This is a genomic window from Streptomyces sp. VNUA24, from assembly GCF_029167005.1.
Taxonomy (GTDB): domain Bacteria; phylum Actinomycetota; class Actinomycetes; order Streptomycetales; family Streptomycetaceae; genus Streptomyces; species Streptomyces scabiei.
In genome coordinates this window covers 6,211,130-6,231,569 of sequence record NZ_CP119143.1, presented here as the reverse complement: position 1 = coordinate 6,231,569, position 20,440 = coordinate 6,211,130, and the positions used below count along the sequence as shown (strand labels likewise).

Below are 20,440 nucleotides of genomic sequence, written 5' to 3'. Positions count from 1 at the left end.
GGATCCGCATGCCACTCGTCGCCGTCCGGCGTGCCGTCCGGGAGTCGGTCTCCGGACTGCCCCGGGAGTTCTGGTGGCTCTGGACCAGCACGCTGGTGAACCGGCTGGGCGCGTTCGTCGCCACCTTCATGGCGCTCTATCTGACGCTGGACCGCGGGTACTCCGCCTCCTACGCCGGTCTCGTCGCCTCGCTGCACGGGCTCGGCGGGGTCGTCTCCTCGCTCGTCGGCGGCGTCATGGCCGACCGGCTCGGGCGGCGGCCCACCCTGCTCGTCGCCCAGGCCTCCACGGCCGGATCGGTCGCGCTCCTCGGCTTCGTCCAGGACCCCGTGGCCATCGCCGCCGTCGCCTTCCTCGTCGGGGCGGCCAGCAACGCCTCCCGCCCGGCCGTCCAGGCGATGATGGCGGACATCGTCCGGCCGGAGGACCGCGTCCGGGCGTTCTCCCTCAACTACTGGGCCATCAACCTCGGTTTCGCCGTCTCCTCCATGGGCGCCGGGTTCATCGCCGAGGTCAGCTACCGCGCCGGTTTCCTGGCCGAGGCGGGGATGACGCTGGTCTGCGCGATCGTCGTCTTCCTGAAGCTGCCGGAGTCCCGCCCCGAGCGGACGGCGGCGGAGAAGGCCGGGGCGGAGGACGTCGGACTGGGGACCGTGCTGCGTGACGGCCGGTTCATGGGTGTCGTCGGGCTCTCGTTCCTCGTCGCGCTGATCTTCCAGCAGGGGTCGGTGGGTCTGCCGGTCGCGATGGGGGCGGCCGGTTTCACCCCTGCCGACTACGGGCTCGCCATCGCCGTCAACGGAGTGCTGATCGTCGCCCTGCAGATCCCGGTCACCCGGATCATCGAGCACCGCGACCCCGGACGGCTTCTCATCGTCTCGTCCGTGCTCGCGGGGTACGGCTTCGGCCTCACCGCCTTCGCCGGGTCGATCGGCGTCTTCGCCCTCACCGTCTGCGTCTGGACCCTGGCGGAGATCGTCAACGCGCCCACCCAGACCGGCGTCGTGGTCCGCCTCTCGCCCGCGCAGGGGCGCGGCCGCTACCAGGGCATGTACACGATGTCCTGGTCCGTGGCCGCGCTCGTCGCGCCGCTGATGTCCGGCGTCGTCATCGACCGCTGGGGTGCCGGGTGGCTGTGGGGGCTGTGTGCCGTGATCGGGACCGTGGCGGGGGTGGGGTACTGGGCGTTGATGCGGCGGCTTCCGGGGGCTGAGGCGGAGCTTGCCGAGCCCCACCTCACCGGGGAGCCTCGCGTCGAGGTGTCGGGCGTTGAGGAGGCGGTGGTGCGGGAAGTGGTGGTGCGGGAGGTCGTAGTGCCTGAGGTCGTGGTGCCTGAGGTTGATGCGCCAGGCGTCGGAGTGCCTGCCGCCCGGGAGCCCGGGGCCGGGAAGCCTGTCGGCGGAGGGTCTGGCTTCGGTGAGCCCGTCGCCGGACGACCGGTGGATGGAGGGTCCAGCGCCGTAGAACAAGTGGGCGGAGGGTCCAGCGCCGTATAGCCCGTCGGCGTGCGGCCGGTCGACGGAGAGCACGTCGCCGGAGGCACGGTCGTCTGAGAGGGCCGCCCGAGAGGCGGCCGTCCGAGGACGCAACCTGAGCGGCCCTCGTCGGGCACCCCGCCGGACGACCGGCAGCGGGCACGCCTGGTGGAAGCAGCCCGAAAGGGCAGCCAGCGGAGACAACGGCCGAGGCACCCCGGGGAGACAACAGGCCGAGGCACCCGGCAGAGGCTGGGAAGCGGCACCCGACGAAGACCGGCGGCGGCACCCGGCGGGCACCGGCGCCAAGACATCCGACGGAGACCGGCGGCCGAGGAACCCGACGAAGACCGGCGGCGCCACACGGCGGAGACCGGCGGCCGAGGCATCCGACGGACGCGGGACGCAGCCCGGCGCCGAGGGCCGCACAGACCCGCCACCCCGAGGCGGAACCCCGCACAGCCGTGCCGGCCACAGAGACCGGCGCACACGGCTCGGCCCAAGCAGCCTACGGATGCATCCGCGCCCCCTTCACCACCTTGTCCACCCCATTGCGCGGCCCGTACACCGCGAGCCCCACCAGGTCCAGCTCCCCCGCGCCCACAGCCCGTACGGCCGCGCGGTTGTCGCGGTCGTTGCCCGTGGTGAAGAGGTCGGACGTGAAGAGGGCGCGGGGCAGCGCACGCGCCAGCGCCCGCGTGTGGGCCGCCCTCAGCACCTCCTTCGTGCCCTCGAAGACCAGGACCGGCTGGCGGAACATCGGCAGGTACACCGTGCCGTCAGCGTCCTCGTACGGCTCGCCGACCACCTCCGGGATCATCGGGCCGATACCGCTGACCAGGAACGACGTGACGTTGAGCCGTTGCCAGGTCTCCAGGTCGTCGCGAAGAAGGACGGCGATCTTGGTGTCGAAGCGGATGGGGGGCGTACTCGCGGAGGTCTCACTGCTCATGGAACGAGACTGCCGACCGGCGTACGCCCCCGTCTTGTACGTTCTTTGCATGTGCCCTCAGCGGCAGCGATCCCCGCAAGCGCAGCGGCGCCCCCAGCGCGAGGTGGCCGCCTGGCGGCCGCGCGTGCCCGGCATCGTCGAGGTGTTCCACGCGCACTACACCGAGTACGCCTACCCGATGCACGTGCACGACGTCTGGACGCTGCTGATCGTCGACGACGGGGCCGTGCGGTACGAGCTGGACCGGCACGAGCACGGGACGCCGAACGACACCGTCTCGCTGCTGCCGCCGTACGTGCCGCACAACGGGGCGCCTGTGACGGAGCACGGTTTCCGCAAGCGGGTGCTCTACCTGGACCTGGACGCGAGCCCATTGGACGCGAGTCTGATCGGGGCGGCCGTGGACGGTCCCGACCTGCGGGATCCGCAGCTGCGACGGCGAGTGGGGCAGTTGCACACGGCGCTCGCGCGGCCGGGGGACGAGCTGGAGGCGGAGAGCCGGCTGGCACTCGTCGGGGAGCGGCTGCGGCGGCATCTTCGCAGGCCGCCGGCGCGTTCAGCGGCGCGGCCTGACGACGGTCGTACGGTCGCCCACCGGCTGCGGGAACTCCTCGACGAGCGGGTCACCGACGGGGTGACCCTGGCGGAGGCCGCCGGGACGGTGCACGCCCACCCCGCCCATCTCGTACGGGCGTTCGGGGCGGCCTTCGGGATCGCGCCGCACCAGTACCTGATGTCCCGGCGGGTGGAGCGGGCCAGGCGGCTGCTGCTGGACGGGATGCCACCGGGCGAGGCCGCGGCGGCGGCCGGGTTCTACGACCAGGCCCATCTGACGCGGCACTTCGGACGGTGGGTGGGTGTCACCCCTGGCCGCTATCGGAGCGGTCGGCCGCCACGTCCCGGGTCAGATGACTGAACGCGTCCAGGTTGCGGGTCGGTTCGCCCCGGGAGACGCGCCAGGCGTACTCCTTGCGGATCGCTGAGGCGAAGCCCAGTTCGAGCAGGGTGTTGAAGGCTCCGTCGGCCGCTTCCAGGACCTGGCCGAGGAGGCCGTCGATGCCGTCGGGGGTGACGGCGGAGAGGGGCAGCCGGGACGTGACGTAGACGTCGCCGAGCGGGTCGACGGCGTAACTCAGGCCGTACAGCTTGAGGTTGCGCTCCAGGAGCCAGCGGTGGACGCCCGCCTCGTTCTCGTCGGGGTGCCGGATCACGAAGGCGTTGAGGGAGAGGGAGTGCCGGCCGACGATCAGGGAGACGGTCGTCGAGAGTTTGCGGGTGCCGGGGAGTTTCACGACGTACGTGCCGGGTGCCGGGCTCTCCCACTCCAGCTCGGCCTCGGTGAGGACCTGCTCGATGATCGACGCTTCGTCAGCCATGGGGCGAGCGTACCCGCCGGTACGAACCGGTCGACCAGTCCGCCAGTCCGCCGGTCGGCCGGCCGACCGGTCGGCCGTGGAGCCACGGCGGCCCTGCGGGGCTCACCCGTGGTGGCCCCGCACCCGGTACCGGCGGTGGTCGTGCATGGCCGCCGTGTAGACCTCCGCGGTGGCGGCGGCCGAGGTGTCCCAGCCGAAGGACTCGGCGTGCGCGGCGGCGGCCGCGCCCATGCGGGCGGGCAGGTCCGGGGTGTCGGCGAAATCGCGGAGCACGCGCGCGTAGGCGGCGGGATCGTGGCCCTGGACCAGGAACCCGGTCCGCCCGTCCCGCACGGCGACCGGGAGGCCGCCGACCGAGGCCGCCAGCACCGGCGTACCGGCCGCCTGCGCCTCGATGGCGACAAGCCCGAAGGACTCGCTGTACGACGGCATGACCAGCACGGACGCCGCCCGGAACCAGTCCGCGAGCTGCTCCTGGCCGACGGGCGGCCGGAACCGTACGACATCGGCTATGCCGAGCCGCGCGGCCAGCTTCTGCAGCCCCTCCGGCTTGGCGAGGCCGCTGCCGCTCGGCCCGCCGACCACCGGTACGACGATCCTGGACCGCAGCTCGGGACGCTCGTCGAGGAGGACGGCGACGGCGCGGAGCAGCACGTCGGGGGCTTTGAGGGGCTGGATACGGCCGGCGAAGAGGGGGATGAGGGCGTCCTGGGGCAGGCCGAGACGGGCCCTTGCCGCCGCGCGCCCGTCGGCCGGACGGAAGCGGTCGAGGTTCACACCCGGGTGGACGACGGCGACCTTGTCCGGGTCGGCCTCGTAGTGGCGTACGAGTTCACCGGCCTCCTCCGCCGTGTTGGCGATGAGACGGTCGGCGGCGCGGACGATCTGGGTCTCGCCGATGACCCGGGCGGCGGGCTCGGGGGTGTCGTCGTCGGCGAGCGCGGCGTTCTTGACCTTGGCCATGGTGTGCATGGCGTGGACCAGGGGCACGCCCCAGCGCTCGGCGGCGAGCCAGCCGACGTGGCCGGAGAGCCAGTAGTGCGAGTGGACGAGGTCGTAGTGGCCGGGCCGGTGACCCGCCCATGCCTGCATCACCCCGTGCGTGAAGGCACACAGCTGGGCCGGGAGCTCCTCCTTCGCCAGCCCTTCGTACGGCCCCGCGTCGACGTGCCGCACGAGGACGCCGGGGGCCAGTTCGACCGTCGGGGGCAGGGCCCCGGTCGTGGCCCTGGTGAAGATCTCCACCTCGACGTTCTGCGCGGCCAGCCGCTGCGCCAGCTCCACGATGTAGACGTTCATCCCGCCCGCGTCACCCGTGCCGGGCTGGTGCAGCGGTGACGTGTGCACCGACAGCATCGCGACCCGGCGGGGCTTCCGGTGCAGCCGAAGCCGCCCGGAGCCGGCCGGGGAGCGCCGTCCGAGCCTGCCGACGTAGTGGCTCACGTGGCGTCCTCCTCGCTCCGGGCATGCCGTTCGGAGGGTGTGGGGCCCTCTGGTCGGGCAGAACGCCGGAGGAGTCCGTTCCATTTCCTCTTTGCGGAATTATTACCGAACCTCGCTCAACCGTTCGAGGAATACGCTCGCCGCATGGCACGACCAGTCGGCACCGTCACGCGCGGCACCACCAACCCCAACCGCCTGCGCCGCATGGACCGCTGGATCGCGGCGACGCACGGCGCCGAACTCCGCCGCGCCGGCACCCCCCTCGCCGTCGACCTCGGCTACGGCGCCTCCCCCTGGACCGCCGTCGAACTCCTGCGCCGACTGCGCGCGGTGGCACCCCGGACCGAGGTGGTCGGCATCGAGATCGACCCGGCGAGGGTCGCGGCCGCGGGGCCGTACGCGCGCGAGGGCCTGACCTTCCGGCACGGCGGGTTCGAGGTCCCGGTGCCCGGCAGCCCCACCCTCGTCCGGGCGGCGAACGTCCTGCGCCAGTACGACGAGGAGGAGGTCCGGGCCGTCTGGGAGCGCCTGTGCGCCCGTCTCTCGCCGGCCACGCACTCCTCCGCCGGGGGCCTGCTCGTCGAAGGCACCTGCGACGAGATCGGCCGTCGGCACGTCTGGGTCGCGCTCGGTCCGGAAGGCCCGCGCACGGTCACCTTCGCCACCCGCCTCGGCTCCCTGGACCGCCCCTCCGACCTCGCCGAACGCCTCCCGAAGGCACTCATCCACCGCAATGTCCCCGGTGAGCCGGTGCACGCCTTCCTCCGCGACTTCGACCGCGCCTGGGCCGCCGCGGCGCCGTACGCCTCGTACGGCGCACGCCAGCGCTGGATCCGCACGGCCCGCGCCCTGAGCACGGACTGGCCGGTCCGGGACGGGGTGGCCCGATGGCGGCAGGGCGAGATCACGGTGGCGTGGGAGGCACTGGCCCCGAGGGCGTGAGCGCCTGCACCTTCGGACTGATTACACAGAGCAACATTCTCGTGACTCACGGGAACAATCGGCCGTGGTCGATCGTCACACAGTCGGGAGCAACGATCCCCTCGGCTCATGAGTCACACAGAAGCGACGTCACATACGGAGGGGCGTCACATACGGAGGGGGGGCAGCAAGACCGGGGGCGGCAGGGGCACGGGCGGCAGGCAGCAGGGGTGGAGGGCGAGGGGTGGGGAACGGCATGACAGCGGCGGGGCGGGCGCGGGGGTGTCGCAAGGCGGAGCCGAGGGCGGGGAGTTCGTCGCCGCTTACCTCTTTTGGATCACGCGAGGCCGTGACACGATCACCGGGCACCGGCACGTTACTGACGGTTAACCAGTTTTCTCTCTTTCTGGCGAGGTTGGGGGCAAGGGGTATGGGAGCCGGCAAGCGGAACCTGACCATGGCGGCCGTGGCCGTGGTCTGCGCGATGACCGTGCTGGCCGCACCGGTCGACGCGTACGCGAGCCAGAAGAGTCCGACCGAGCCGACCCCCACCCCGTCGAGCACCGCGGGCGGTTCCGGTACGCCGCAGACGTACCCGACCCCGGTGAGCAACGAGGATCTGGAAGCCGTACGCGCGAAGCTGGACGACCTCTACCACGAGGCGGCGGTCGCCACGGACGCGTACAACGCGGCCGAGGAGAAGGCCGACAAACAGTCCGAGGAACTCGTCGACCTGGCGCACGAGGTCGACCAGGGCCACGCGAGGCTGGACAAGTTGCAGGACCTGATCGGCGCGGCGGCCCGTGCCCAGTACCGCGGCAGCGGCCTTCCGCCCGAGGTGCGGCTGTGGCTGACCGAGAACCCCCAGGACTTCCTTGAGGGCGCGGACCGCCTGCGCCAGGGCCAGCTCGCGACCAAGGGTCTGCTCGCCGAGATGACCCGGACCCAGGAGGACCTGGAGCAGTACTCCAAGGACGCCGCCGCGCGCTGGAAGAAGCTGGAGGCCAACCGCAAGGCCAAGGAGAAGGCCAAGAAGAAGATCAAGAAGCAGATCGCCGCCGCGCAGGAGCTGGAAGGCCAGCTGGAGGACGACGAGCGGGAGCGGCTGGCGCAGTTGGAGGAGGCCGCCGCCGAGCAGTCACAGGCCACCTGGCTGGGCTCCGGCATCCTCGACGAGATCAACGGCAAGGCGTCGCCGCAGGGCAAGCGGGCCGTGAAGTTCGCGACGGACCAGATAGGCAAGTGGTACGAGTGGGGCGCCGAGGGCCCCGACACCTACGACTGCTCCGGCCTCACCAGCCAGGCATGGGCCGCCGCCGGCCTGACCATCCCCCGCACGTCCCAGGAACAGTGGCGCCTGCTCCAGCACATCGACATCAAGGACATGCGTCCCGGCGACCTCATCATCTACAACGCCGACGCCAGCCACGTCGCCATGTACCTGGGCAACGGCTCGATAGTCCACGCCCCTCGTCCGAACCGGAAGGTGTCGATCGCCGGGGCGGGGACGATGCAGATCCTGGGAGTCGTACGACCGGACGCGTGAGCGACCGGCTGCACCCCGGACGCGTGGGCGGCTGACTGCACCCCGGTCGCGTGGGCCGCTGGCTGCACTCCGGACGCGTGGGCGGCTGACTGCACCTCGGACGCGTGGGCGGGGCGCTCGGGGGCGGCGGGCCGTGCCGAGCGCCGGCTCGCACCACGGACCCACCTCGCGTGCCCCTCTGGCGTACCCACCCCGCGTACCCCCCGTGTGCCCCTCTGGCGTGCCCGCCTCGCAGGCCCGCCTCTGGTGCCCGCCCGCGTGCCCGCCTCACACGCCCGCCTCGCGTGACCCACCCCACGTGACACTCACCACCTTCCCCACCCGGCTCAACCTCCGCCGCGTGACATACGTCATCCCAGAAGAAAGCCCTGCCATGTCCAAGTGCGGTACATGATGCGGCATATGACTCCGGCCGTTTGCCGCCCGGCGTCCCGCCGAGCATTCCGTTGCGGCGGCGCCTGGCGCTATGGTCCCCGTCGGTGGGTCGAGGTCCCTCGCCCCGCCGTGCCCTCGGGGGGAGGGAAGGAACCGAAACACGATGCCCGTACCCGTACCGCGGCAGAGAGCGATCCCGGCCGTGGAGTGTGGTCAGGCGCACGCCGCGTCCGCGCCCAGCGGACCGTCCGGAGAGGGGGCGGCCATGAACGCCTCGGCCCTGGCCCCTGCAGACAAGTCGAACACGCCCGGCCCGCACGGCGACCGCGCCACGGGCCCCGCGGGCCTGCCCGGCCCCTCCACGCAGCCCGGCGGCCCCACCAACCTCACGGTCCTGCTCATCGAGGACGACCCGGCGGGTTCCCTCAACGTGCCCGAGCTGCTCGACTCCACGGGCAAACCGATCCGCGTCCGCACCGCCCGCAACCTCACCGAGGCCCAGCGGCTGCTGACCGACGACGTCAACTGCATCCTGCTGGACCTGGCCCTCCCGGCCCCGCCCCGCCCCGCGGACGCGGACCCCGAGGCGGCGGACCGGCCCGAGGACGAACTCTCCGTCCTCAAGCACGTCCTGCAACTGGCCCCCCGCCACGCCGTCCTGGCCCTCACCGACTCCGGCGACACCGAACGCGGCACAGAGGCCGTGCGGGTCGGAGCACAGGACTACCTCTTCCGGGACGAACTGGACGGCCGGCTGCTGAGCCGCGCGATCCGCTACGCGGTGGAACGCAAGCGGTCGGACACGGCCGAGCGCCGGCTCACCGAGTCCAAGCTGCGCGCCCAGGAGAACGCCCGCCTGGAGCGTGGCCTGCTGCCGACGCCTCTCCTGGAGGGCTCGTCACTGCGGTTCGCCGCCCGCTACCGGCCGGGCCGTTCCCGCGCCCTGCTCGGCGGCGACTTCTACGACACCGTCCGCACCCCCGACGGCACCGTCCACGTGATGATCGGCGACGTCTGCGGGCATGGCCCCGACGAAGCGGCACTCGGCGTCGAGCTGCGGATCGCCTGGCGGGCGCTGACGTTCGCGGGGCTCTGCGGCGACGAGCTGCTGTCCACGCTGCAGCGCGTCCTGGAGCACGAACGCGAGAGCGACGAGATCTTCGCGACGCTCTGCACGGTCGACATCGCCCCCGACGGCCGCCGCGCCGGCCTCTGCCTCGCCGGACATCCGGCACCCCTGATCGCGCGCCACGGCCGCGGCATCCGCCCCACCCCGCCGGCCGAGCTGCTGCCGTACGACAACGGCGGTCCGGCGCTCGGCCTGCTGCCGAACGCCCGCTGGCCGCGTACGCAGATCGAGCTGGGCGCCGCCTGGAGCCTGATGCTGTACACGGACGGCCTCATCGAGGGCCGGATCGGCCAGGGCAAGGAGCGGCTGGGTCAGGACGGCATGGTCGAGATGGTCCGCCGCCAGCTCGGCGAGGGACTGCGCGGCGAGGATCTGCTGCGCGCGGCGGTGAACGAGGTCCGCGACCTCAACGGCGGCGAACTGACCGACGACGTGGCGGTCCTCCTGCTGGACCGGGAGGGCTGACCTCCCGGGAGGTCACCGGCCGCCGTTGTACGGGCCGTACGGACCGTCGCTGCTGGAGCCCCGGCTGCCGCCCCGGCCACCGCCGCCGGAGATCTGGCGCACCGCGGGACGGACGTCGACGATGTACACGATGCTGGCGATGAGGCCGATGATCGGCAGGAACGACAGGATCGGGAACAGCAGGCTCACGACGAGCGCGATGCCGAGGATGATCAGCCAGAACACCTTGGTCTGCTTGTCCGTCGCGCGGAACGCGTCCTCCCGCCGGAACGCGGCATCGATCACCGCGAATGCGGCGAGTGCGATCACTGCGAGCTGCAACAGCCCCATGAACCCCGCGAAGCCGCTCATCAGCATGGTGCCCACCACCGCCCGTTCCGTTCACGCATCCGTATACCGACTGTCTCTCCTACGCGGCCACCGTACCCGTAGAACGGGCCGGCCACCCCAAAGGTGCCCGGCCCGTTCTCCGTACCGCGAAGTACCGCGCGGGTACCTCCGAGATACCGCGCGGGTACCTCTCGCTCTGTCGCCGACCTCTCCGTCGGCTATGTCGCCCACCGGGCGGCGCGCCCTGCCGACTACTTCGCGGGCGGGGTGGTCTTCTTCGCGGCCGGCGCCTTGCGGACCGGAGCGGCCGGCTTCTTCGGGGCGGCCTTCTTGGCGGCGGGAGCGGGCGCGGCCTGGGCCGGAACGGGCTTGGCGGCGGGCTCGTCCTTGACCTCGACCGGCTTGGACTTGGGCTCGACGGCGATCGCCAGCTCCTCGATCTCCTCCGCGGCCTCGCCACGCCAGGTCTTCACGGCCTGCTCACCGTGCTCGGCGACCTTCTCGTACGTCTCCCGGGCCTTCACGGCGTACTCGGCGGCGACGCCGACACCGCGCAGCGCGAGGTCCTGAGCGGTCTCGCCGAGCTTCTTCAGGTCGGTGTCGAGGGTGCCGATCAGCTCGGTGACCTTGGTCTGCAGAGTCTCCTGGGTCTCCTTGACCCGCGCGGTCGCCTTCTCCTGGACGGCCTTCGGGTCCGTCTGGCGCACGGCGTCGATCCGGGCCGGCGCCTCGGCACGCAGCTGCTCCACGATGCCGGGGACCTTCTTCGCCTTCTGCAGGGCGAGGTCGGCGGTGCCGGCGGCGAAGTAGAACGGCGTCGGGTCGGTGACGGCCTTGCGGATGTCGTCGGTGATGGCCATGGTGCTGGTCCTCCGGGTTGCTTGCAGCTGAGGGTGGGTGTGGTTCCGGTCCGCGGACGGCGACTCCGGCGTCGAAGCCGCCGGCGTCGTTGACGTCGTCGGGGTCGTCGACGTCGTCAACTCGCCGTCTGCCGTGGACCGGCATCGTCGCCGTCACCGGCCGCGTGCGGGGCGCGGCCGGGGGCCGGGGGTGCTTCCGGGTCCGTCTCCGCGCCGGGGCCGAGGTCGACGTCGATCTCGAATCCGTTCTCCTTGCGGAAGGACTCGTAGATCTGGAGCAGCACCTGCTTCTGCCGCTCGTTCAGCGTGGGGTCGGCGAGGATGACGGCGCGCGTCTCCACCTCGTCACGATCCCGCTCGGCGTCGAGGATGCCGGCCCGCACGTACAGCGTCTCGGCGGAGATCCGCAGCGCCTTGGCGACCTGCTGCAGCACCTCCGCGCTCGGCTTGCGCAGCCCGCGCTCGATCTGGCTCAGATACGGATTGGACACCCCGGCGGCATCGGCGAGCTGCCTGAGCGACAGCTGCGCGTTCCGCCGCTGTTCACGCAGGTACTCACCGAGATTGCCGACGTTGAGCGATGCCATGCCTCCACCATGCCCCACCCCCGCTAACTATTGCAAGCACCCGCTTGCAAAAGTGCGCCACGCCACTTGCGGCCGGATGGGCGACGCGGGCGGCGACCTGCAATGCGGGGCCGCTGACGGTGAGGTGGCCGACGCGTTTTGAGGCGGCCGGGCAGGTGCGGACGTTCCGTCGTACCCCGGTCCGCGCGATTGTCCCGGCTGGAACTCGGCCGGCTGCTGCGGCTGGAGTGTGATCCGTACGTGGCGACGACGGCATCACAGCCGTCCGACGCCCGTGGCGATCCGGAGGCCGCCCCCTTGGCTTCCCTCGCCTGCGCCGGCTCCCCTGGCCGGAAAGTCCGGGGCGCCCCGGTGGGATGGGGAAGCATGAGGCATGCGTCCGAACGACTGGCACCTCACCGCCGACGTCCATGACTTTCACGCCCGGGCCGGGGACTTCCTGCGGTCGCGACCCGCTCTGCACACCATGCCGCTGACGTTGACCGAGAAGTACAGAACCGAAGGGGTGGCCCCGCAGGACGGCTCCGCGGGCCCCGTTTTCGGCCGACTGGAGAGCGCGGGCGAGGTCCGGGCGGCGTTCCTGCAGCGGACCCCGGCCGGCTCCCTGAGCGTCACGTCCCTCACCCACGGGCAGGCCGACGCGCTCGCCGTCCGTCTGGCCGAGCTGAAGCATCCGGTTCCCGGCGTCGTCGGGGACCACGACTCGTCCACCGCGTTCGCCGAGGCGTGGCAGCGGCGGACAGGTGCGCAGCCGGTGCCCGGCATACGGCTCCATCTCTACCGTCTGGGCACGCTCACCCCACCAGAGCCCTTCCCCGAGGGCCGGGGGCGGGCCGTGGGCGAGGAGGACCGGGAGCAGCTCATCCGCTTCTGCCGCGAGTTCTGCGTCGACGTCGGCGAGCAGACCTCCATCGACCTGATCGACGCCGGCTCCTGGGCCGACTCACGCTTCGCCGACCGGCACTTCACGTTCTGGGAGACCCCGGACGGCACCCCCGTCTCGACGGCGGCCAGGACCTCGGTCGTCGGCGCCATGAGCAGGGTGGACCCCGTCTACACACCGGCCCGTCTGCGGGGCCGGGGCTACGCGGGCGCCGTGACGGTCGAGGCGAGCCGCGCCGCGCTGGCCGCGGGTGCGAAGGAGGTCGTGCTGTTCACGGACCCCGGCAACCTCACCAGCAACGCCCTCTATCAGCGCCTCGGTTACGTCCGGCTCACCGACTTCACCGTGTACGAGTTCCCCTCCCGGGCACCGGAGACGCGCGACCGGCACCGGGCGGCGGTGGACAGGGGTCCCGCGAGCGGCAGACTTGCCTCATGACCGCCGCCGCGCCGAGTGCCAAGGCCGACCTCCACTTCTACCTGCAGTCCGCCCGCGACGCCCTGCTGTGGAAGCTCGACGGGCTGTCCGAGTACGACATCCGACGCCCGCTGACACCGACCGGCACCAACCTCCTGGGGCTGATCAAGCACACGGCCGGCGTCGAACTGGGCTACCTCGGCGACACCTTCGGGCGCCCCTCGGGCGAACCGCTGCCCTGGCTCGACGGTGACGCCGAGCCCAACGCGGACATGTGGGCCACCGCCGACGAGTCCCGCGCGGACGTCGTGGCGCTCTACCGGCGGGCCTGGGCGCACGCGGACGCGACCCTCGACGCGCTACCGCTGGACACCGTCGGCAGGGTGCCGTGGTGGCCCGACGGCAAGGACGAGGTGACGTTGCACCACGCCGTGGTCCGCGTGATCGCCGACACCCACCGGCACGCCGGCCACGCCGACATCGTCCGCGAACTCATCGACGGGGCCGTCGGAATGAATGAGGGCAACACGAGCATCCCGGCGAGCGATTCGGCATGGTGGGAGGAGTACCGCGGGCGCCTGGAACACGCGGCCCGGGAAGCCGAGCGAAACTCCTGACCGGACGGTGAGTCAGGTCATTTCTTTCCGGCGTGCCGGCCCCCTCTCCCAGAACCGGCCGTAATGCAGGCTGAATACACATTGCCGGGCGCCCACTCCTCCCCTTATGGTGGGCGCATGACTGCCGGGTCGGCCTTGCGCCGCGAGTGGATCGGTTGCCCGGCCTCCGAATGAGGCCGGGGCGGGCGAGGAGCCCGCCTGCTGAAGTCGCGCACACCGAACACCGTTCTCCTTCGTACGAGTTCATCGCGCTCGCCGAGTTCATGGTGCTCGTCGAGTTCGTCGAGTTCGTCGAGTTCATCAGCGGCACGCCACTGATGTCTGCCTGCGCTCCGCCGAGTTCTTTCGGCGTCGCCCGACATCGCTCGACGTTCCTCGGCATTCCTCGGCATTCCTCGGCATTTCTTCGGTGTTCCACGACGCGCCCCGGGCGCGCCCCGTCACCCTCTCTCTCGCGCGCCGAATCAACCGCACGCACCCCGCGTATTCAACGCCGACCCCCATTCCGTCGGCCATTCGCGGACGCGCGCTGCGGCGATCACCCCTGCCCGAATTCCGTGCCCCCTTCCCGTCGCACGGCCGTCAACGGAAAGCAGAGAATGCCCAACCCTTTCAACCAGCAGGTCATCGACGAGTTCCGCGCCCGCCACGGCGAGGTGGGCGGCCCCTTCGAGGGCGCCCGGCTGATCCTTCTCACCACCACCGGCGCCCGTACGGGCAATTCGCACACCACTCCCCTCGGCTACCTCCCCGACGGCGACGGCACGATCCTGGTCATCGCGTCGGCCGGAGGATCGCCGAAGCACCCCGACTGGTACCGGAACATCACGGCCGAGCCCCGCGTCACCGTGGAGAGCGGGGCGTTCACCTACGAGGCCGAGGCCGTCGTACTGGAGGGTGAGGAGCGGGACCGGGCGTTCGCGCGGGCGGTCGAGGACGAGCCGGGCTGGGCGGAGTACCAGGCGAAGACGGACCGGACGATCCCGGTCGTCGCCCTGCGCGAGGTCCCCGTGTCCGGTCCCCCGCACATCAACGCCGGTTCCCTGGGCGAGGCCATCAAGGTCGTCCATGACGCCTTCCGCCGCGAACTCGCGCTGATCAAGAAGGAGTTGACCGCGAGCAACGGCCGGCCCGGCCTCGGTGCGCAGCTGCGCGTCAACTGCCTCACCTTCTGCCAGGGCCTCCACAACCACCACACCGGCGAGGACATCGGGCTCTTCCCCCACCTCTCCGAGCGCCACCCCGAGCTGGTCCCGGCCCTGACCCGCCTCCACGAGGAGCACGAGCGGATCGCCGCGCTCTGCGAGGAACTGCGCCGGGCCGTGACGGACGAGAACGCCGCCGCCGACGCCGTACTCCGCGAGGTGGAGCGTCTCGTCGCCGAACTCGAAGCCCACCTCACGTACGAGGAGGAGCAGTTGATCCCGGTGCTGGACGCCATGGCGGTGCCGACGGCTCCCTGAACGGTCCGGTGAGCGGCGCGCGAGCCCCCTGGGGGGAGGGAGAACGAGCTCGCGTTCGCGCCGCTCACCGGCACCGCTCACCGTAGCCACGCCGTCGATCACCAAGGTGCCGGTACGGTCATGACTCCGCCGCCTTCCGGTAACACGATCACACCGCCACCCTCGGTCGTCGGCCGAGACCCCCGCCCGCCGTCCTCGCCCTCACCCCCCATCCGGCACGACCCGCTCACCAGGGCAGCGCCCGCGCGTGCACCACGTCCAGCCGGGACACGGCCCGCGTGAGCACGACGTACAGCCGGTGCAGTCCCCGCCGCTCCGCCGCCACGATCGCGGCCGGCTCGACGACCACGACATGGTCGTACTCCAGCCCTTTCGCCTCCCCGGCCCCCAACACCGCCACCCGCATACCGGTTTCGCCCGGCCCGCCGACGGTGATCCCAGCCGCGCCCAGCGCCTCCCGCAGCCGTACGACGTCGGGCCCGTCGGCCGCGATGACCCCGATGGACCCCTCTCGGGCGAGCGCGTCCCGCACGGCGGCGACGGTCTCGGCGACGGTCGCGGAGACGATTCCGGGGAGGATTCCGGAGACGGCCCCGGCCCCGGCCTCGGCCCCGGTCTCGGCCCCCTCCACGCTCCTGATCCGCAGCTCCCCGTCCCTCCGCAGGGACCGGGCGGCGGGCACCTGCACCCCCAGACGCCCCAGCAGCCCGTTCGCCAGCCCCACGACGGCCTGCGGCACTCGGAACCCGGTGGTGAGCGGGACGACATGGGCGTCCGGCTTGCCCAGGTGGGCGAGGAGTCCGGGCCAGTCGCGGGCGGCCCACGGGGTCGTCCCCTGGGCCAGGTCGCCGAGGACGGTCACCGAGCCGTAGGCCGCCCGGCGGGCGATCGCACGGCACTCCATCGGGGAGAGGTCCTGGGCCTCGTCGACGACGACATGGCCGTAGCCTTCCGGGTGGGCGAGCAGGCCCGCGACCTCGTCGAGGAGCACGAGGTCGGCGGCCGACCAGCGGGCCGACCGCCATGTACGCGGTGGCTTCGCCCAGCGCAGGGCCTTCCGCTCCCCCGCGTCGAGAAGCCCCTCCGCCGCGCAGGCCGGCGCGTCCGGGTCCCCGAGCAGCCCGGCCACCACCTCCTCCGGCCGCACCTTGGGCCATACGGCGTCGACGTACGCGCCGACCGGCCGCGACCGCGAGATCCGGTACACCCAGGCGTTCGGGCGGGGCCCCGCCCGCCGCTCCGCCTGTAGCTGCAGCAGCCGCACGACCCGCGCCCGGACGCGCTCCCGACCGACGTCGTAGGGCAGATCCTGCGCCCGTACGTCCGCGACGATCCGCCGCAGCTCGTCCCCCGAGACCCGCCAGCGGTACGAGCCCTCCGCCAGGACGAGGGCGTCGAAGCGATGGCCGTCGCCCGCGACCCTCGCGTACAGGGCCCGGCGGAGCACCTCCGCCATCCGGGCGTCGTGCTTCACCACCGCCGCGCGCTCGTCGTCCTGGGCCGTGACCGGGTGCCGGGCGATCTCGTCCGTGACCGTCGACTGCCGTACCCCCGTCTCGCCCAGGGCCGGCAGCACCTCCGCGATGTAGGAGAGGAAGGTGCGGTTGGGGCCGAGGATCAGCAGTCCGCCGCGGCGGATGCGCTGGGGGTACGTGTAGAGGAGGTACGCGGCGCGGTGCAGCCCGACGGCCGTCTTGCCGGTGCCGGGGGCGCCCTGGACGCAGACGGAGGTGCCGAGATCCGCCCGCACGAGGTCGTCCTGCTCCGGCTGGATGGTGGCGGCGATGTCCCGCATGGGGCCGACGCGGGGCCGCTCGATCTCGGCGGCGAGCAGGCTGCCGGGGTGGGCGGCGGCCCGGTCGTGGCCGGGGCCGCGACGGTCCAGGCGCTCGTCCTCCAGCCCCGTGAGGTCGGCCGAGCCGCCCCGGCTGCCCGGCGCCCACCCGAAGCGGCGCCGGACGGCGACGCCCCGGGGGTCCCGGGAACCGGCCTGGTAGAAGGCCCGCGACACCGGCGCCCGCCAGTCGACGACGAGCGGCGGCACGGCCGGGGCCTCGCTGATCCGCAGGCGCCCGATGTGGTAGCTCTGCCCGGCGTGATCGGCGTCCGTGTGGTCGTCGAAGTCGAGCCGCCCGAAGAACAACGGCCCCTCGGGCAGCTCCCGCATCTCCTTCGCCCGGCTGCGCAGCCGGTACCCGAGCACTTCGGCGTCCGCCCCCGACGCGGAGACGTCCTCCCCGACGAGCACCTGCTCCCCCGCGCCGTCGACCATGGCGGCGAGGGCGGCACGGCAGATGTCGTGGTAGGCGCGCTCGTCCGCGAGCGTGCGCCGGAGTGCGGGGTCGAGGGCGGGATCGAGTGCGGGGTCGAGTGCGGGGTCGCAGGCGGGTTCGACGGCGGGTTCGGGAGACGTCATTCCACCGAGCGTACCGAAATAACGTAACCGAGTTACATTCTTTACCGAGGCTCATGCGGGGCGAGGACGTCCGGGAGCCAAACGGGCTGCCCCGGGCCGCCTCCCGGGTGCCCTTCTCAGACGGCCGCGCCATCGAGCGGAAGCGCCCCCTCCAGCCGCCCGAACACCCGCTCAGCGGCGGCAACGGCGTCCCGTTCGACCTCCTCCAGCGGCTCCCCCCGCTCGACCCGCCGCCGGTTCTCCTCCGCGAGCACCCGCCGTACGGCCACGATCTGCCCGGCGGCGATCCGCGCGTCCAGACCGCCCCCGAGCACCTCCGCGAGCGCGGCCTCGGCCCGCTCCAGATGGCCGTACGCCCGCGCGACCAGCGATGGTGTCCCGTAGAGCAGCCGGTGGAACGCGAGCACCTGCGGATGGTCGTTCAGCCCGGTCACCGGGTCCCGCCGCGCCAGCCCCGCCAGGAAATGCGCCCGCACGGCCCCCACGACCGACTCCCCCTCGGCCCGCCCGGCCACCACCCGCGCCGTCTCGTCCTCGTGATCGGCGATCCGGTGGAGCACGAGGTCCTCCTTGGCCGGGAAGTACCGGAAGAGCGTCGGCTTGGAGATCTCCGCCGCCGCGGCCACCTCGGCCACGGACACGGCATCGAACCCCTTCTCCAGGAACAGCCCGATCGCGATCTCGGACACCCGCTCGTACATCCGCCGCTTCTTGCGCTCACGCAGGCCGGTCTCACTCATGCGGTCGAGCGTACGCAGGCCGAGTCCTGCTCACAGACTCCGAGGACCTGCTCCCGTGCCAACCAGCCGCGGAGCCCGGCCATCCGTCCGTGGCTCAGCTCGTCCTGTCGTTTCCCACATCGAGGCGGGGCAGCGCCTGTGCGAGATAGGGGTTGGCCGGCTTGACCCCGAGCCCGAGGGACGCGGTCGCCGAGGCCAGGGTCATGGCGTAGGTGTCCACCGCCCGACGGACGTTGGGGGCGTCGAGGCTGTCACCCGTGACCAGCCGGTCCAGGTCCACGTAGGCGGAGCGGACGGTTTCGATCCACCGGTACACACGCCAGTCGTCCGGCCATCCCTTGGTGCAGTCCTCCGGCAGCGTACGGGCCCAGCGGGTGAACAGCCGGTCGCGGATGTCGGGGAGCGTGGGGGTCAGGTGTATGTGACGGACCAGGTCGTAGAGCGGGTCGCCCACCATCGCCATCTCCCAGTCGATGAGGGTCAACCCCGTACCACGGCTTCGGCGTACGAGGTTCCAGGGGTTGAGGTCGCCGTGCAGCAGGACGGACCGGCGCGGAGTCACCATGTGCCGGTCGAGAAGTTCGCCCAGTCGGCGGATGTTACCGGGCAGTCCCAGCTCCCTCGCGAGCGCCAGCGTCTCCTTGGGCAGCTCGTCGACCATGCGCAGCAGTTCGGTGCGCAGCCCCCGCCAGAAGTCATGTCCGAGGGTGTCCGAGCCCAACTCCTCACAGTCCACCCGGGTCAGCTCGTTGAGCTGGTCGACGAGATCGTCGGCCTCGTGCGGCAACAGCCCCTCGGCCGGATGGTCCGGGTGCCGGATCTCGCCTTCCGGACCCTCGTACGTGTGGATGGTGAACCGGTCGCCCAGGCTCGGGTGGCTATCGCCCAGGGCCAACACCCTCGGCGCGCGCACGTTCACGCCGGACCTCTCGATCGCGATCAGTACGGCGTGCTCGTTCAGGAACCGCCTTTCCCGGGGGGTGGCCGCTCCGACCTTCCGTCGCACCATGACTGGGAAAGGGATGCCCCGGACCTGCACAGCCGTACTGAGATGGGCGGTTCCCTTGAACACGTGGTGCGCGGGGGCGGCACCCTCCGCGAACAGCGCGTCCCTGACGGCCCAGGCAGGAAACTTCGGGTGCAGCCGCACCCGCTTGTCGGCCCGCCAGGGGATGGACTGCACCCGTCTGTCACGAATGTGCTGCTTGCCGTTGGACACGTACCAGCTCACGAGAACCCGCTCGATGGCCCTGCGGTCCGGCACGTTCTTGAGCCGCAGCGGCTCCTCGGCCACCAGCAGAGCCCGGTGCACGGCCTGGGTCGCGGCATCCACGTCCCGTTGGTCGAGGTGTCCGCCGAGCGAGGTGACCGCACGCATCACATCGGGGTAGACGGACTGAGCCTGTTCGAACGCGACGTAGTGCCTCAGATCCCGCTCGACTCCGTTGACCGCCTTGCTGCGCCGCTGCTCCATGGCCGCTCGCCACGCGTCCGTCACCTCGACCCACTGCTCCCGCGGGTAGGCCGTCCGCACCAGGTGCGTGGCGAGGTCGTGCACCGGGTCACCGTAGGTCGCCAGTTCCCAGTCGACGCAGATCAACGGCGGGTCACCGTGATAGGAGAAGATCACGTTGTCACGATGCAGATCCGTGTGGAGCAGGCCGAAGGGACGGCTGACCATCGCCGGCACACGCTCCGCGAACCGCACCATCGCGTCGTCGGGAATGCCCAGCGAGGCGAACAGCCCACCGAACCTGTTCCAGTTGGGCTGCCTGATCTGCTCCTCGGTCGCGAGCGCCAGAGCCCTGAGGAAGGCCCGGCTGTCCCGGCTGGTCCGGGGCCAGGACTGCGGCAGCGGCGGCAGGTCCTTCCTTCTCACCTGCGTCATGTCGGCCAACAGGCCGACGAGAGCGGAGATCAGGTGGGGCTCCAACGGCTTGCCGCTGCGGCAGATGGTGGAGAGCGGCACACCCTGCACATAGCTCAGGACCGTGACGTCACCGTGTTTGACCAGACACTGCGGAACATGAGGCAATTCACCGCGGATGGACCTGAGCACCTCCGACTCGTCCTGCCAGGTCCGGATCACGACGGGCAGCGCGTCACGCATCCTCTGCCGGACCGTGACCCGGTCATGACCCGCCAGCGTCGGCAGTCCCGCGGTGATCTCCTCCGGCGGCCGCACGACGTAGTTCAGGTTGTGGTGGCCCCGGCTGGGCTCCCCCTCGGCCCTCGCGTACGCCACGAGGCTGTCGAAGGCGTCGTCCGGCTCCGTCCTCGGAGCGGAAGACCCGGGCACTGGCGAACGGCCCAAAGGTCACTCCTGAAAGGTTGTGCACCGCGGTGTGCATGCGCCGCGAGATGAGTGGGCACACTGTAGTGCTCCACGCTCAGACAGCTTGACCAAGTCGCGAAATCGGCGCGAGAGCGTGACTCCCGCCACAA

General features: G+C 71.8%; 17 protein-coding genes. 8 read left to right on the top strand and 9 right to left on the bottom strand.

Annotated features, from left to right (window positions below; genetic code table 11):
- Positions 1 to 8 precede the first annotated feature (8 nt).
- The gene (locus PYR72_RS26710; protein ID WP_275457664.1) at positions 9 to 1,496 is read left to right on the top strand and encodes an MFS transporter; all 1,488 of its coding nucleotides are present in this window, start codon (positions 9 to 11) and stop codon (positions 1,494 to 1,496) included.
- 487 nt (positions 1,497 to 1,983) lie between these two features.
- Here PYR72_RS26710 and PYR72_RS26705 read toward each other — a convergent pair whose 3' ends face one another.
- Complete coding sequence (locus PYR72_RS26705) at positions 1,984 to 2,427, bottom strand: DUF2000 domain-containing protein (protein WP_275457663.1); 444 nt, start codon at positions 2,425 to 2,427, stop codon at positions 1,984 to 1,986.
- Between the two features lie 49 nt (positions 2,428 to 2,476).
- On the opposite strand from PYR72_RS26705, the gene PYR72_RS26700 reads away from it, so the two are divergent.
- Positions 2,477 to 3,343, top strand: coding sequence for an AraC family transcriptional regulator (locus PYR72_RS26700; protein WP_275457662.1), 867 nt, complete (start codon positions 2,477 to 2,479; stop codon positions 3,341 to 3,343).
- On the opposite strand, the gene PYR72_RS26695 is transcribed toward PYR72_RS26700, so the two are convergent.
- Together PYR72_RS26695 and mshA are read right to left on the bottom strand one after the other, a co-directional pair.
- Complete coding sequence (locus PYR72_RS26695; protein ID WP_275457661.1) at positions 3,288 to 3,803, bottom strand: YbjN domain-containing protein; 516 nt, start codon at positions 3,801 to 3,803, stop codon at positions 3,288 to 3,290. The two genes, PYR72_RS26700 and PYR72_RS26695, sit on opposite strands and share 56 nt — an antisense overlap.
- Before the next feature lie 102 nt (positions 3,804 to 3,905).
- Positions 3,906 to 5,246, bottom strand: a complete 1,341-nt coding sequence (gene mshA / locus PYR72_RS26690) for a D-inositol-3-phosphate glycosyltransferase (RefSeq protein ID WP_275457660.1) — start codon at positions 5,244 to 5,246, stop codon at positions 3,906 to 3,908.
- A gap of 144 nt (positions 5,247 to 5,390) precedes the next feature.
- Between mshA and PYR72_RS26685 the strand changes: the two genes are divergently transcribed.
- The 3 genes from PYR72_RS26685 to PYR72_RS26675 all read left to right on the top strand — a co-directional run bounded on the left by PYR72_RS26685 (position 5,391) and on the right by PYR72_RS26675 (position 9,682).
- Positions 5,391 to 6,188, top strand: a complete 798-nt coding sequence (locus PYR72_RS26685; RefSeq protein ID WP_275457659.1) for a class I SAM-dependent methyltransferase — start codon at positions 5,391 to 5,393, stop codon at positions 6,186 to 6,188.
- Between the two features lie 409 nt (positions 6,189 to 6,597).
- Positions 6,598 to 7,713, top strand: a complete 1,116-nt coding sequence (locus PYR72_RS26680) for a C40 family peptidase (protein ID WP_275457658.1) — start codon at positions 6,598 to 6,600, stop codon at positions 7,711 to 7,713.
- A gap of 538 nt (positions 7,714 to 8,251) precedes the next feature.
- Entirely contained in the window at positions 8,252 to 9,682 is a 1,431-nt protein-coding gene (locus PYR72_RS26675) for a response regulator (RefSeq protein ID WP_275457657.1), read from the top strand.
- A gap of 12 nt (positions 9,683 to 9,694) precedes the next feature.
- Here PYR72_RS26675 and PYR72_RS26670 read toward each other — a convergent pair whose 3' ends face one another.
- The 3 genes from PYR72_RS26670 to PYR72_RS26660 all read right to left on the bottom strand — a co-directional run bounded on the left by PYR72_RS26670 (position 9,695) and on the right by PYR72_RS26660 (position 11,459).
- Positions 9,695 to 10,039: a DUF2516 family protein gene (locus PYR72_RS26670; RefSeq protein ID WP_059080455.1), complete on the bottom strand. Its 345-nt coding sequence runs from the start codon at positions 10,037 to 10,039 to the stop codon at positions 9,695 to 9,697.
- A gap of 224 nt (positions 10,040 to 10,263) precedes the next feature.
- Positions 10,264 to 10,872: a hypothetical protein gene (locus PYR72_RS26665; RefSeq protein WP_275457656.1), complete on the bottom strand. Its 609-nt coding sequence runs from the start codon at positions 10,870 to 10,872 to the stop codon at positions 10,264 to 10,266.
- A gap of 116 nt (positions 10,873 to 10,988) precedes the next feature.
- Positions 10,989 to 11,459, bottom strand: coding sequence for a helix-turn-helix transcriptional regulator (locus PYR72_RS26660; protein WP_275457655.1), 471 nt, complete (start codon positions 11,457 to 11,459; stop codon positions 10,989 to 10,991).
- A 373-nt stretch (positions 11,460 to 11,832) separates the two neighbouring features.
- Between PYR72_RS26660 and PYR72_RS26655 the strand changes: the two genes are divergently transcribed.
- The 3 genes from PYR72_RS26655 (at position 11,833) to PYR72_RS26645 (ending at position 14,839) form a co-directional block, all read left to right on the top strand.
- Positions 11,833 to 12,780, top strand: a complete 948-nt coding sequence (locus PYR72_RS26655; protein ID WP_275457654.1) for a GNAT family N-acetyltransferase — start codon at positions 11,833 to 11,835, stop codon at positions 12,778 to 12,780.
- Positions 12,777 to 13,376, top strand: a complete 600-nt coding sequence (locus PYR72_RS26650; protein ID WP_275457653.1) for a DinB family protein — start codon at positions 12,777 to 12,779, stop codon at positions 13,374 to 13,376. Before PYR72_RS26655 ends, PYR72_RS26650 begins: the two co-directional genes overlap by 4 nt.
- 599 nt (positions 13,377 to 13,975) lie before the next feature.
- Positions 13,976 to 14,839, top strand: a complete 864-nt coding sequence (locus PYR72_RS26645; protein WP_275457652.1) for a nitroreductase/quinone reductase family protein — start codon at positions 13,976 to 13,978, stop codon at positions 14,837 to 14,839.
- Positions 14,840 to 15,065: 226 nt separating this feature from the next.
- Here the strand turns inward: PYR72_RS26645 and PYR72_RS26640 are convergent, their stop codons facing one another.
- The 3 genes from PYR72_RS26640 to PYR72_RS26630 all read right to left on the bottom strand — a co-directional run bounded on the left by PYR72_RS26640 (position 15,066) and on the right by PYR72_RS26630 (position 20,294).
- Entirely contained in the window at positions 15,066 to 17,255 is a 2,190-nt protein-coding gene (locus tag PYR72_RS26640; RefSeq protein WP_275457651.1) for an AAA family ATPase, read from the bottom strand.
- A 116-nt stretch (positions 17,256 to 17,371) separates the two neighbouring features.
- Positions 17,372 to 17,995 (bottom strand): TetR family transcriptional regulator, encoded by a 624-nt coding sequence (locus PYR72_RS26635; protein ID WP_275457650.1) that lies wholly within the window; start codon positions 17,993 to 17,995, stop codon positions 17,372 to 17,374.
- Positions 17,996 to 18,089: 94 nt separating this feature from the next.
- On the bottom strand, positions 18,090 to 20,294 hold the full coding sequence (locus PYR72_RS26630; RefSeq protein ID WP_275457649.1) for an aminoglycoside phosphotransferase family protein: 2,205 nt from the start codon (positions 20,292 to 20,294) through the stop codon (positions 18,090 to 18,092).
- Between the last annotated feature and the right edge of the window lie 146 nt (positions 20,295 to 20,440).

Coding starts and splice junctions, on each gene's coding strand:
- PYR72_RS26710 (WP_275457664.1), top strand. CDS start 9: ATGCCACTCGTCGCCGTCCGGCGTGCCGTCCGGGAGTCGGTCTCCGGA.
- PYR72_RS26705 (WP_275457663.1), bottom strand. CDS start 2,427: ATGAGCAGTGAGACCTCCGCGAGTACGCCCCCCATCCGCTTCGACACC.
- PYR72_RS26700 (WP_275457662.1), top strand. CDS start 2,477: ATGTGCCCTCAGCGGCAGCGATCCCCGCAAGCGCAGCGGCGCCCCCAG.
- PYR72_RS26695 (WP_275457661.1), bottom strand. CDS start 3,803: ATGGCTGACGAAGCGTCGATCATCGAGCAGGTCCTCACCGAGGCCGAG.
- PYR72_RS26685 (WP_275457659.1), top strand. CDS start 5,391: ATGGCACGACCAGTCGGCACCGTCACGCGCGGCACCACCAACCCCAAC.
- PYR72_RS26680 (WP_275457658.1), top strand. CDS start 6,598: ATGGGAGCCGGCAAGCGGAACCTGACCATGGCGGCCGTGGCCGTGGTC.
- PYR72_RS26675 (WP_275457657.1), top strand. CDS start 8,252: ATGCCCGTACCCGTACCGCGGCAGAGAGCGATCCCGGCCGTGGAGTGT.
- PYR72_RS26670 (WP_059080455.1), bottom strand. CDS start 10,039: ATGCTGATGAGCGGCTTCGCGGGGTTCATGGGGCTGTTGCAGCTCGCA.
- PYR72_RS26665 (WP_275457656.1), bottom strand. CDS start 10,872: ATGGCCATCACCGACGACATCCGCAAGGCCGTCACCGACCCGACGCCG.
- PYR72_RS26660 (WP_275457655.1), bottom strand. CDS start 11,459: ATGGCATCGCTCAACGTCGGCAATCTCGGTGAGTACCTGCGTGAACAG.
- PYR72_RS26655 (WP_275457654.1), top strand. CDS start 11,833: ATGCGTCCGAACGACTGGCACCTCACCGCCGACGTCCATGACTTTCAC.
- PYR72_RS26650 (WP_275457653.1), top strand. CDS start 12,777: ATGACCGCCGCCGCGCCGAGTGCCAAGGCCGACCTCCACTTCTACCTG.
- PYR72_RS26645 (WP_275457652.1), top strand. CDS start 13,976: ATGCCCAACCCTTTCAACCAGCAGGTCATCGACGAGTTCCGCGCCCGC.
- PYR72_RS26640 (WP_275457651.1), bottom strand. CDS start 17,255: ATGACGTCTCCCGAACCCGCCGTCGAACCCGCCTGCGACCCCGCACTC.
- PYR72_RS26635 (WP_275457650.1), bottom strand. CDS start 17,995: ATGAGTGAGACCGGCCTGCGTGAGCGCAAGAAGCGGCGGATGTACGAG.